This is a genomic window from Hydrogenophaga sp. (assembly GCF_031426985.1).
Taxonomy (GTDB): Bacteria; Pseudomonadota; Gammaproteobacteria; order Burkholderiales; family Burkholderiaceae_C; genus Hydrogenophaga.
This window is the reverse complement of record NZ_JASJOY010000107.1, coordinates 56,086-67,922: the sequence shown is the minus strand read 5'-3', so window position 1 is coordinate 67,922 and position 11,837 is coordinate 56,086. Positions and strand designations below refer to the sequence as shown.

The following is an 11,837-nucleotide window of genomic DNA, read 5'->3' as shown; positions in this document are numbered from 1 at the left end:
CGGCGCTCAGTGCCGGCCGCGGTACGCCAGCCCGATGCTGGCGCTGGCCACGGTGCGCCGGCCCACCAGCGGGCTGCGGGCAGCAGCACCTTGCAGCTGCGACACGCCCAGGCCGCCGTAGGCCACCCAGCGCTCGCTCAGGGCCGAGGTGAGGTTCCAGCCCAGCGAGGCACTGTCCCAGCCCGCGCCGATGGCGTAGGGCGCGCGCCCACTGCTGGCCGCCGCTTCAGGGCTGATGCCGAAGTTCGTGCGGTGAGCCAGCGCGTTGCCCCAGCCCAGGCCAACCGACGCGTCCCAGTAGGTGCTGGCCGACAGCGGGTAGCGGTAACCCAGGCCGGCGCCCAGCCCCAGGCCGGTGCCACGGCCCAGCAGGTCCTGTGTGGCGCTGAGGCTGCCGGACCAGCGCGAACCCAGGTCCACACTGGCGTTCACGCGGCCCAGCAGGGTGGCGCGCACGTCGGGCAGGCCTTGCAGCAGCGGGTCGTCGGCCGAGTCCCGCGCGTCGCGGATGCGCAAGGAAGTGCTCAGGCGCCAGGCACCCTGACTCACGAGCACCGTGCTCAGGCCGGCGTCCACCTTCTCACGGCCCACGCTCAGCAGGTTGGCGGCCGGGCCCGAGGCCAGGCGAAAGCGCCCGATCTGAAACGCCCACACGGGGCTGAGACTCAGGCGCTGGTCGGACTCGCCGATCTGGCCGGCCGACGACACGATGGCCGCGCCGACCACGTAGTCGCGGCTGGCCTGGAGGGTCAGCGCCTCGTCGGCCTGGGCCGCACCGGCCCACAGCACCGGACTGGCGGCCCCCCACAGGGCCAGGCGCAGCACGCGGTGACGGGGGACGGCGGTCACAGGTTGCCCAGGTCCTCGATGGCGTCGATCACCATCCCGGTGCCCACGGCGATGAGCAGGATGTCGGTCGCGACGCGCACGAACTTGTGGCCCGCCGGGGGCGTGCCCAGGCGCACCTGCACGCTGGCGGGCACGGGGTAATAGATCACGTCGCGGGGCAAGGGTTCGCCACGGTGCCAGTGCTTGGCCTGGCCGGGCGGCATGCACCCATTGCCTTTCTTGGCCAGGCCGGGGGGGCACTTGCCGGCGCGCCAGCGCGGTTCGTAATAGTCGCGCGCGGCGCGGCGCTGGGATTCTTCGAAGTAGCCGCCGATCTGGATCTGCACCGACGCCCCTCCCGACGCCCGCGCATCGCCACGGGCACCATCGTCGCGGGGCCCGCCGGAGGAGCGGCGCTCGTCGTCCTGGCCACCGCGGTGGCTCTTTTGGCTCTTTTCCTTCTTGTGCTGGCCGTCCTCCACCCACTGGGGTTTGCCGGCCACAGCGGCCGGCAGGCTGGCGCCCAGCACCAGGGACAGACAAAGGGTACGCAGGGAAGCAGGTGACATGGCAGTGATGAAAAGGATGAACACGGTTCAAGTGTGCACCAGACCCCGCCACCTGCGGTAAGCAAACGTGGCCGCACGGGCGCTGCGCAGCGACCAAAGGCACGGGATGGCAGACTCGCGGCATGGCCCACACCGAAACCGAACTCAAGCTCAGCCTGGCCGCGCACGACGTGCCGCGCCTGCTGGCGCACCCCCTGCTGGCCGCGCCGCCGCGCACCGAGCCCTTGCTCAACACCTATTTCGACACGCCGGACCTGGCGCTCAAGGCCCTGCGCATGGCGGTGCGCGAGCGCCGCGTGGGCGATCGCACCCTGCTGACGGTGAAGACGGCCGGCCGCTCGGTCAACGGCCTGACGCAGCGCAACGAATGGGAAGGCCCGACCACCCCGGGCGCGCTGGACTTCACCACGCTGGTGGACGACGCCGTCTTGGCGGCGATGCTGACCCGGATCGCGCCCACGCTGCGCCCCTTGTTCCGCACCGACTTCACCCGCCGCAGCTGGGTGCTGGCGCAGACGGGCGCGCGCATCGAAGTGGCGCTGGACGAAGGCACGATCACCACCGGCCACACCGCGGCGACCCCGCAGGGCACGCGCAGCGAAGCCATCCTGGAACTGGAGCTGGAACTGCTGGACGGCCCACCCGAAGCCCTGACGGCCCTGGCCCAGACGCTGGAGCAGGGCGGCGCGCACACCGCCGGCGAACGCTGGCTGCACCCGTCAGACCGCAGCAAGGCCCAGCGTGGCCTGGCGCTGTTCTTGCAAGACAATGCCACCCCATCCGCATGACTTTCAGCGAGCCCTCCCCCATGTCCGCCATCACCCTGCGTTTCCTGGCCGAGCCCAGCACCGTCAACTTCGGCGGCAAGGTCCACGGCGGCACCGTCATGAAATGGATCGACGAGGCCGGCTACGCCTGCGCCACGAGCTGGTCCAAGCGCTACTGCGTCACCGTCTACGTGGGCGGCATCCGCTTCCACCGCCCGATCATGATCGGCGACCTGGTGGAGGTCGAAGCGCGCCTGGCCTACACCGGCAGCACCAGCATGAACATCGCGGTGGAGGTGCGCAGCGGCGACATGAAAGGCGGCCAGCTGCAGAAAACCACCGAATGCCTGATCGTCTTCGTGTCGGTGGACTCGCACGGCCGGCCGATGCCGGTGGACGCCTGGACCCCCGAGACCCCGGGCGAAGTGGCGCTGGCCCAGAGCGCCAAGGCGCAGCTGGACGCTTCGCGGGCCACGCAGAAAGACTGATCAGGCGGCCTTCGCGCTCGGACGTTCGGCCACACGGTCGCGCCAGGCCTGCAGCGCGGCGAACCCCTCGGCCCTGGCATTGAAGCGCATCAGCTTCGCGAACTCGATCGCGCAGAAGGCGGTGATGTCGGCGATGGTGAAGCGCTCGCCCGCGACCCAGGGCTGGCGCTGCAGTTCCCCGTCGAGCCAGGCGGCCGTCTCGCGCAGCTTCTCGCCCTGCGAACGGCCGAAATCCGGGAACTGCGGCTGCTCCAGCGGCGCCAGGCCGGGGTGGGTGTGGCGGATGCAGTTGCCAATGGGCAGCATGAAGTACCACTCCACGCGGCGGTCGGCCATTTCGATGAAGGCGCGCTCGGTCGCGTCCTGCCCCATCAGGTTGGGTTCCGGGTACAGGCCTTCGAGGTAGGTGCAGATGGCGCGGGTTTCGGTGAGCACGCGGCCGTCATCGAGCTCCAGCGCGGGGATGCGCGCCAGCGGGCTCTTGGCGCGGAAGGCCCCGGTCTTGTGTTCCTGCGCGTTGAGGTCGACGTTGACCAGCTCGATGCCCTGCGCCACCGGGTCGATGCCCTTCTCGGCCAGGAACATGACCACGCGGCGTGGGTTGGGCGCGCGCGGCGCAACGTAGAGTTTCATGGGTGGATTGCCTCCAGGCAGCGACCGGCCACCCGGGCGGTGGCGGTGTGTCTACCGCCGCATGGTAGGCCGGGGCTGTGGCAGCGTCTGCCCCGGGCTGTCACCTGGGCTACCAGCGCTCAGGGGGTCATGAAGCCCAGGTCGGGCGGGTAACCATTCGCCACCGTGAAGCTGGACAGGTGGGGCAGGATGCCGGCCAGCTCGGTGTCGTTCACGCCGAACCACCGGGCCAGGGTGCCGGCGTACTGGTCCACCGATGTGCTGGGCAGCAAACGGCCCTGGCCCACATGCCACTGGTCCTCGGCGCTGTCGCTGTCCCCCACGCTGACGGGCGGGGGTTTGCCGTAGAACTGGCCGCCGTTCACCGCGCCGCCCACGACCAGGTGGTGCCCGCCCCAGCCGTGGTCGGACCCGTCGCCATTGGAGGTGAGGGTGCGGCCGAACTCTGACGCGGTGAAGGCCGTGACCTGGTTGGCCACGCCGCCCGCGCCCATCACGGTGGCGTCGCCGGTCACCTGGTAGAAGCCGGTGAGCGCCTCGCTGAGCTCCTGCATCAGATCGCCGTGGGTCTGCAACAGGCCGCCGTGCGTGTCGAAGCCCCCCATGGAGACGAAGAACACCTGGCGCTTCGTGCTGAGCAGGTTGCGGGCCGCGATCAGCCGCGCCACCATGCGCAGCTGCCGGCCCAGGTTGGTGTTGGGGATCGCGGCGAACTGGGTGTGATCTTCATCGTCGGGGTAGGCAGTGAGCGCGGCGGTGATGGACGCCTCGGCCGTGATCGCGCGCGCGGTGACGCCGTTGTACATGCCTTCCAGCACGTGGGGCCGACGGGTGTCCCGCACGATGCTGGAGAGCGCCTTGCCGACCGCATCGGAGCCGAACGCCCAGCGGTCCACAGCGTTGATGCGCACCGCGCCCCAGGACCCGACCTGGTAGGCCAGGGCTTCCTCTCCTGTAAGGAAGACGGTGTTGCCCGTGACCGAGATGCAGGTGAACAGCGGGTTGCCGGCGTTGGTGGGTTGGGCGAGATCGCCCATGCGCCCGCCCCAGCCCGCGGTGGCGCCTTCGGGCGAGGACGACTGCCAGCACGACTGCTGGTCGTTGTGCGAGAACAGCTTGGGCGGCTGGCGTCGGGTCTCGGCTTCGTACTGGGCGCGGGTCAGTGGCTCCACCAGCGGCCCGACGTTGAGCTGCACCGCCGCGTGCCCGGCGTTGAACAGACCGGCCAGTCCACCCATGTTGGGGTGCAGGGCGTACCGCAGACCGCCCGCCAGGTTGCCGGGGTTCAACGGCAGCAGATCGGCGTGGGCCAGGGCGATGTCGGCGCGGGCGCTGCGGTATTGCTCGTAGCGGGTGCTGTCGTAGGGCACCACGGTGTTGGCGTAGTCGTTGCCGCCGAACAGGAACACGCAGACCAGCGCCTTGTAGTCGCTGGCGTTGAACGCAGCCGCCTCGCCGATGGCGGCCAGGTTGAGCGCCGTGGGCAAGGCCACGCCCGTGAAAGCGAGCTGGGCGGAACGTTGCAGAAAGGCACGGCGCGAGAGCGGACCGGGCAGGATGGGGTGCATGGCGGCGTCCCTCATTTCTGGATCAGGTATTCGGCCGAGGCCATGATGAGGAAGATCGCTGCACCGACGCGGTTGCGGCGGCCTTCGGCCGGCGCTGTCGGATCAATCGCAATGGCCTGGAGCGCGGTCACGATGGTCTGGCGCGTGGTGGCCGACAGCTGGCCCGCGCACAGCAGCAGCGCCAGGTGGTCCACCAGGGCCGGCAGGTCGTTCACGAGTTGCAGCTGGCGGGTGTAGGCCGACACGATGTCCGGCTCCCATGTGCCGTTTTCCGGATAGGCCTCCAGCGCTGTGGCACCGGACACGTAGATCCCGTCGCGGATCACGTGCTCCATGAAGTTGAGGTAGCTGCCGACCGTGGTCTCGTTGATGGTCTGGAACTCCGGCACCGTCGCACCGCGGGCCGCCAGCGCCGAACCGGGCGGAACGAAGCCCGGCCGGTAGTAGTTGAAGACCGAGGGTGCGCGCAGCGGGCTCTGCCCCAATGACCATTCGGAGCTGCTGAGGTTGCCCACTTTCCAGGAACCCGCCTGCGAGGTGGCGCCGAAGCTGCGCGCCCACTGCACCAGGCGCAACATGAGTTCGCGCACCTTGCCGAAGGTCGGGTCGCTCAGCCCAGCGGGGCCGCGCGCCTCGTCGTCCAGCAGCACCGCCGCCCACACTGCGCGTAGGTCGCCGCGCACCCCCGAACCGTTGTCGTTGAACGCGGCGGCCACCCGCGCCACATAAGCCGGGCTGGGGTTGCTCGTCACCAGCCGCTGGATCATCTGGCGGCCGAAAAACGGGCCCACGTTGGGGTGGTCGAACAGGGTGTCCAGGGCGGCCTGCAGGGCCACCGGGCCAGCCGTCCCGGCGGGGATGGTAGTGCCCAGAAACTGCACGGCTTCGGGCGAGTGCAGGTCGGGGTCGAACGCCATGGGCCGGGCCGCGAAGTGCCGGCTTTCAACGTCGTAGTCCGCCCCGACGGGGCGAATGCGTTCCCCTGCGCGCACATCGAAGTCGTACCCGGTGAACACGCGGGCCAGGTGGGTCACGTCGGACTGGTCGTAGGTTTCGATGCGGTTGCCGCTGCCGTCGCGCTGCTCGCTGCCGTCGGGATTGAGCTCGTACAGGCCGATGCTGAACAGCTGCATCACCTCGCGTGCGTAGTTCTCGTCGGGCACACGCCCGTTCGCGTCGGCCTTCTGGTTGCCCTTGGTGTTGAGGTACCAGCCCATGGCGGGGTGCAGGGTCACGGCCTCCAGCAGCTGGCGGAAGTTGCCGAACGCATGACCGACCAGCGTGTCCCACCAGTGGGCCACCGCGTGGCTGCGCCAGGTGAACTCCGACCCGTTGATCGAGATGACAAAAAACTCCGACAGCGCCAGCGCCATGCGCTGGCGCACCGCGTCCGGCGACGACAGCAGCTGTTTCCAGACCATGTAGTCGGCCGGGTAGTCGTTGAAGAAGAACTGGTGCTTGTCGTTGCGGCCGTAGCCACGCTGCTCCAGCCAGTCCCAGCCGGTCTGGCCCATCGGCGCGTTGATCTGGTCCGCCAGCCAGCTGGCGTAACTGCCACGCCGCACGGCGGCGATGTCGGCTTCGGTGGAGGAAAACTGCGCCTGCTGCAGGAAGCGCGCCGCTTCGGCGTCGCTGGTGGCGGCCCCATAGCTGTGCGCCGAGACATCGACGCCGGACAACCCCGGGCCGCCCGCTGGCGCGCTGCCGCTACCGCCCCCACAGGCACTGAGCAGGGCGCCCACCGCCACGACCCCGACCGCAGGCACCCAGGCATCGGCGCGCGGTGCAGTATCCCCGGGTGAGAGGCCCTCGTGCGCGGTCACCGTGGACACCGCGTCCACCGTGTCTTCTGCCTTGGTCATCGTGACCCCTCCTTTGGTTCGGAGGCAGTGTAGGCAGTGCCTCGAATGCGCCGCCACGCGGTTGCACGCTGTTACGTGTCGCTGTGGCGCCCGGAGCAAAGCCACAACCAGCGCGCGCCACTGGGCGCGTGCCGGCTTCCGCCGATCCGGTGGTGGCTGGCGCGGCCCGTCAGGCGCGTGCTGCGTTCAGGACCTCGCGCGTGCGCAAGGCTTCGGCGCGCGCAGCGGCCGCAAAGTCGGCCCCGCCGGACGCGTAGAGCACGGCGCGCGAGCTGTTGACGATGACCGGGCCGGTCGTGGTGCCGGCCTGCGTGCGGTAACCCGCGCGGATGGTGGCCACCGCGTCGCCGCCCTGCGCGCCCACGCCGGGGATGAGCAGCGGCAGCGTCGGCGCCAGTTCGCGCACGCGCTCGATTTCGGCCGGGTAGGTGGCGCCCACCACCAGGCCCAGCTGGCCGTTGAGGTTCCACGGACCCTGCGCCAGGCGGGCAATGTGTTCGTACACGCGCGGCTGGCCTTCGACCGAGGCCAGGTGCTGGTTCTGCAGGTCGTCACCGCCGGGGTTGGAGGTGCGGCACAGCAGGAAGGCCCCTTTGCCGTGGTACTTCAGGTAGGGCTGCACCGAATCGAAACCCATGAAGGGCGAGAGCGTCACGGCGTCGGCGCCGTAGCGTTCAAACGCCTCGATGGCGTACTGCTCGGCGGTGCTCCCGATGTCGCCACGCTTGGCGTCCAGGATCACCGGCACCTGCGGCGCCACCGCTTTCATGTGCCGCATCAGCTTTTCCAGCTGGTCTTCGGCGCGGTGCGCGGCGAAGTAGGCGATCTGCGGCTTGAACGCGATCACGGTGTCGGCTGTGGCCTCAACGATGGCGGCGCAGAAGTCGTAGATGCGCGAGGCATCGCCCTTCATCGCCGCGGGGAACTTGGCCGGATCGGGGTCCAGGCCGACGCAGAGCAGGGACTGGTTCTGGCGCTCTGCCGCGCCGAGCATGTCGAGAAAGGTCATGGGCGAATTTTACGGAGCCTCTCCGCTGGCGGGACAGACCGCCTGGATCATCCGCTGGAGCTGCTCGCGGCTGACCGGTTTGGTGAGCACCGCCCGATGGTCCAGCGTTTCGATCCGGGCCTGCATCGAGCTCGGCACGTTGCCGCTGATGAACACCACCGGAGTGGTGATGCCCCGCGCCCGCAGCAACTGGTGCACCTCGATGCCGCTGCCTTGCGCCAGCACCAGGTCGCACAGCACCAGATCCCACGGGCCGGGCTCGGCCAGCAAGGACTCGACCTCCTGGGGCGATGCCACGGCCGTGACCCGGTGCCCCAGGCTTCGGAGCAGGGCCGCCAGGGTGTCACGCACCGGCGCGTCATCGTCGACCAGCAGCAGCCGCAGCGAACGCGGTGAAGGCGGCGGTGCCGGCGCCGACACGCTGTCGGCCGTGGCGTGGCCAGGCACCTGTTCCAGCGGCAGCAGGATGGCCATGCGTGTCAGCCCATGCTGCGACGCCATCTCGACCCGCCCCCCCGACTGTTCAGCAAAGCCCAGGACCATGGACAGGCCCAGGCCGGTGCCCTTGCCCGGTGACTTGGTGGTGAAAAACGGCTCCCCCATGCGCGCCAGCACCGCTGGCGGAATGTCGGGACCCTCGTTGACCACCGACAGGCGCACAAACGCCTGTCCGGCCCGCTCCACCGTCTGCACCTCCAGCCGGATGGTGCCGCCCTGCGGCTGGGCATCGCGGGCGTTGACCAGCAGGTTGATGAGCGCGGTTTCCAGAAAGGTCTGGTCCGCACTCACACGGGCATGGCCATCGATCTGCACCTCGACCGTGTGGCCGCTGCCCAGCGTGCGCCGGGACAGGGCCACCACCTCGGCCACCACCTCCCGCACCTCCACCAGACCGACCTTCATGGGCTGCTTGCGGGCAAAGGTGAGCAACTGGGCGGTCAATGTCGCGCCCCGGCGCGCGGCGACACGGATGGTCTCCAGCAGCCGCTGGCCGTCGGGCGTGAGCGTCTCGTCCAGGCCGATCAGTTCGGCGCTGCCCCCGATGGCCATGAGCAGGTTGTTGAAGTCGTGCGCGACCCCGCCCGAGAGGGTGCCCAGGGCATTCATCTTGGCCACCTGGCGGCGTTCGGCCTCGTGCCGTTTCTGCTGGGTCAGATCGCGGATCTGGACCACCCGGTAGCGCTCATCGCCACCGATGTCCAGCGCCGAGGCTCTGACCTCCAGCACCCGGCCCCCGATGCCGTCGAACTCCCGCGTGCCGTCCGGGGGCTCGAACAGGTCCGGCGGCAGGTGGTCCCTGAGCGAGTGCCCGACCAGCGACGGTCCGCCCTCCAGACCCAGCACCGCCGGCAGGGCGGCGTTGCAGCGCCGGATCACGGACTGCAGGTCCACCACCGCCAGGCCGTCGCTGAGCGCATGGAAAGCGAGGTGGGCCATGCCCTGCTCGCGCAGCAGGCTGCGGGTGCGCCCCTTGAGTTCGTCAATCAGTCCGTCGACCTCGTCGCCCTGGTCGGTCGATGGCCTGGCGGGATGGAAATTGAGCAGGTTCGAGCGCCGGATCGCATCGGTCAGCTCCTTGATGGGCTGAATGACCATGCGCCGCACCAGCATGGCCGGGTACAGTGAGGCCAGCACCAGCAGCACCAGCAGGGGCGACGCGGCCCACAAGGCATTGCGCAACAGCAGGGTCCCACCCGCCGGCTGCACAAAACAGACCTCGAACACACCGGCCGGCAGCCGCTCCGCCCCCAGGGCGAAGCCGGTGAGATCGTGCCGGATCACCCGCTCGCAAGCCGTCCAGTCTTTGGCCGCCGCTGGCCAGCGCGCCGAGCGGCGCTCGATGTGCAGGAAGTTGTCTGCGAAACGCGCGGCCACCACCCCGTCCATCGCCACCAGCGAGTCAAGCAACGTCGTCATGGTGGTCTCGCTGACCTGCCACGACGCCGCCGCCACGTTGGGTATCAGCAGTTGCGCCGTGTCGCTCACTGAGCGAAAACGCTGCTCCCGTTCCTGGGACATCACGACCAGTGCCTGCACCGCCATCACCAGACAGCCCACCAGCAGCAGCGACCAGAAACTGCGGCGCAGCATCCGGCGCCCCAGCACACTGGCGCCAACCGTCGGGGCCGGCCAAGGCCACTTCATGGGATCTCCACGAAATCCTTCAGGCGCACATCCTCCACGCCCGAGGCCACCCGCAGCGCCTGGAGCCGGCCGTCGGCCTTCAGGCGCCGCAGCCCGGCGTTCAGTCGCTCGACGAACCATTCGCCTTCGGGGTGGTGCCGCGAGACGAAGTAATAGCGACCGTGGCCGAAATTCATCTTCATGCCGGGAATGGGTTTGAACTGCAGACCCAGGGAGGGTTCGTCGAACGACATGTCGGCCCGGTTCGAGAACGGCTGCAGGATCGCATCGGCCCGGCCGGCCTCCAGCATCCGCAGGGCGCTCGACCAGTTGACCGCCTTGACGTGCCTGAGCTTTCTTTCGGTCAGCACCCGCAGATCCACCTCCCAGCTCTCGACCACCACGAAGGTCAGCTGGCGCACCGCCGCCGGGTCACGGATCGCGAGCACATCGGCCCGGGACACGTGGGTGTAGACGCCGACCTTGAAGGCATCGTCCTCCAACACCGCATCGCTCACGTGGACATCACCGACGACACGGGAGTCGCTGCGGAACCCGGCCACGGGCGAAGCCAGCAGCCGGCCCTGTTGCAGATCGATCAGGGTCCGGGCATTGGTGGTCTGGGTGGCATAAGGCTGGAACCGGATCTGGCAGCGGCAACCGCCGAGCACCAGCGCGTTCTGGAACACCAGCAACTCCATCAGATGGCGGTTGAGCCCCTGTCGGGGCAGCCGATCCAGATCCAGCGGGTCGCGTCCGGCCGTGTAGCCGAGGTAGCGCTGGTAGTCGTTCTCAGGCAAGGGAAAGGAAAAGCTGCGCTCCTGCGCGTGGAGGGTGGCGCTCAGCCACAACCCCGCCCAGCCGATCCAGAAAGCCCCGAACATTCGTTTCAATTGGCTCCTCCAATGCCGCCACGCGTCGACCCGGCGCACGCTGCGTACTGCGCAGATTTTTGCACACCAGCGGCTGCACACGCCGCCCTTCAAATGGGGTCGTTGCCCACGTCGATGCCGCTCTGGCGGCATACTCTCGCCACCCATGACCCGCCTGTCCCGCCAGCAACTGATCCTGCTCGTCCTGCTCACCCTGGTCTGGGGCCTGAACTGGCCAATCATGAAGTTCGGCGTCACCGGCTTCCCGCCGCTGACCTTCCGCACCCTGTGCATGTGGCTGGGCCTGCCGCTGCTGGGCGGCTTCCTGCTGCTGCGGCGCGTGCCGTTCCGCATCGAACGGGAGCACTGGCGCGAGCTGGCCGTGCTCACGGTGCTCAACATGTTCTTCTGGCACACGCTGGCCATCCTGGCGATCCAGTCGCTGTCCAGCGGGCGGGCGGCCATCCTGGGCTACACCATGCCGGTGTTCTCGGCGGTGATCGGCGCGTTCTGGTACGGCCAGCGCCTGCCCCCGCGCGCCTGGGGCGGCGTGGCCGCCGCCGCGCTGGGCGTGGTGCTGCTGCTGTGGCACGAGATCACCACGCTGACCGGCAAACCGCTGGGCGTGGCCATGATGCTGCTGGCCGCCGCCACCTGGGCCATCGGCACGCAGCAGATGCGCCGCACGCGCATCCCGGCGCCGACGCTGGCCATCAGTTTCTGGATGACGCTGGCCACCACGCTGTGGATGACGCTGCTGTCGCTGCTGTTCGAGCGCGGCGACTGGGTCGCGCCCAACCCGGCGCAGTGGGTGGCCATCGCCTACAACGCGGTCGGCGTGTTCGCGTTCGCGCAAGTGGTGTGGCTGGTGCTGGCGCGCGAGCTGCCGCCCATCGCGTCCACGCTGTCGGTGATGTTCATCCCGGTGCTGGGTGTGTTCAGCGGCGCCTGGTGGCTGGGCGAGGTGCTGCACTGGCAGGACTGGGCCGCGGTCGCGCTGGTGATGCTCGCCATCGTGTCGGTGCTCTGGCCCTCGACGAAGCCCGCACCCCAGCAGAACTGAGTCGGCTCCGGCGCGAGGGGTCTTTGTTCCAGGGCACCCACGGAACCGGCTTCG

Annotated in this window: 11 protein-coding genes; 3 read left to right on the top strand and 8 right to left on the bottom strand. The window is 69.4% G+C overall.

Going from position 1 to position 11,837, the window contains the following annotated elements:
- Positions 1-6: 6 nt before the first annotated feature.
- Both RMP09_RS14125 and RMP09_RS14120 read right to left on the bottom strand, forming a co-directional pair.
- Positions 7-849, bottom strand: coding sequence for a MipA/OmpV family protein (locus RMP09_RS14125; protein WP_310566617.1), 843 nt, complete (start codon positions 847-849; stop codon positions 7-9).
- Positions 846-1,397: a hypothetical protein gene (locus tag RMP09_RS14120; RefSeq protein ID WP_310566616.1), complete on the bottom strand. Its 552-nt coding sequence runs from the start codon at positions 1,395-1,397 to the stop codon at positions 846-848. Before RMP09_RS14120 ends, RMP09_RS14125 begins: the two co-directional genes overlap by 4 nt.
- Positions 1,398-1,519: 122 nt before the next feature.
- Between RMP09_RS14120 and RMP09_RS14115 the strand changes: the two genes are divergently transcribed.
- Both RMP09_RS14115 and RMP09_RS14110 read left to right on the top strand, forming a co-directional pair.
- Positions 1,520-2,185, top strand: a complete 666-nt coding sequence (locus tag RMP09_RS14115; RefSeq protein ID WP_310566615.1) for a CYTH domain-containing protein — start codon at positions 1,520-1,522, stop codon at positions 2,183-2,185.
- A gap of 20 nt (positions 2,186-2,205) precedes the next feature.
- Positions 2,206-2,652, top strand: coding sequence for an acyl-CoA thioesterase (locus RMP09_RS14110; protein ID WP_310566614.1), 447 nt, complete (start codon positions 2,206-2,208; stop codon positions 2,650-2,652).
- Here the strand turns inward: RMP09_RS14110 and RMP09_RS14105 are convergent, their stop codons facing one another.
- The 6 genes from RMP09_RS14105 to RMP09_RS14080 all read right to left on the bottom strand — a co-directional run bounded on the left by RMP09_RS14105 (position 2,653) and on the right by RMP09_RS14080 (position 10,732).
- Entirely contained in the window at positions 2,653-3,285 is a 633-nt protein-coding gene (locus RMP09_RS14105) for a glutathione S-transferase family protein (protein ID WP_310566613.1), read from the bottom strand. It lies immediately after the preceding gene.
- A gap of 119 nt (positions 3,286-3,404) precedes the next feature.
- Positions 3,405-4,853 carry a DUF1501 domain-containing protein gene (locus RMP09_RS14100; RefSeq protein ID WP_310566612.1) on the bottom strand — a complete coding sequence of 483 codons (1,449 nt, stop codon included), beginning with the start codon at positions 4,851-4,853 and terminating at the stop codon, positions 3,405-3,407.
- Between the two features lie 11 nt (positions 4,854-4,864).
- Positions 4,865-6,715, bottom strand: coding sequence for a DUF1800 domain-containing protein (locus RMP09_RS14095; RefSeq protein WP_310566611.1), 1,851 nt, complete (start codon positions 6,713-6,715; stop codon positions 4,865-4,867).
- A 169-nt stretch (positions 6,716-6,884) separates the two neighbouring features.
- Positions 6,885-7,724 carry an orotidine-5'-phosphate decarboxylase gene (pyrF, locus tag RMP09_RS14090; protein ID WP_310566610.1) on the bottom strand — a complete coding sequence of 280 codons (840 nt, stop codon included), beginning with the start codon at positions 7,722-7,724 and terminating at the stop codon, positions 6,885-6,887.
- A 9-nt stretch (positions 7,725-7,733) separates the two neighbouring features.
- Positions 7,734-9,869, bottom strand: coding sequence for an ATP-binding protein (locus RMP09_RS14085; protein ID WP_310566609.1), 2,136 nt, complete (start codon positions 9,867-9,869; stop codon positions 7,734-7,736).
- On the bottom strand, positions 9,866-10,732 hold the full coding sequence (locus RMP09_RS14080; protein WP_310566608.1) for a hypothetical protein: 867 nt from the start codon (positions 10,730-10,732) through the stop codon (positions 9,866-9,868). Before RMP09_RS14080 ends, RMP09_RS14085 begins: the two co-directional genes overlap by 4 nt.
- 154 nt (positions 10,733-10,886) lie before the next feature.
- Between RMP09_RS14080 and RMP09_RS14075 the strand changes: the two genes are divergently transcribed.
- Positions 10,887-11,783 (top strand): DMT family transporter, encoded by an 897-nt coding sequence (locus tag RMP09_RS14075; protein ID WP_310566607.1) that lies wholly within the window; start codon positions 10,887-10,889, stop codon positions 11,781-11,783.
- The last annotated feature ends 54 nt before the right edge of the window (positions 11,784-11,837 follow it).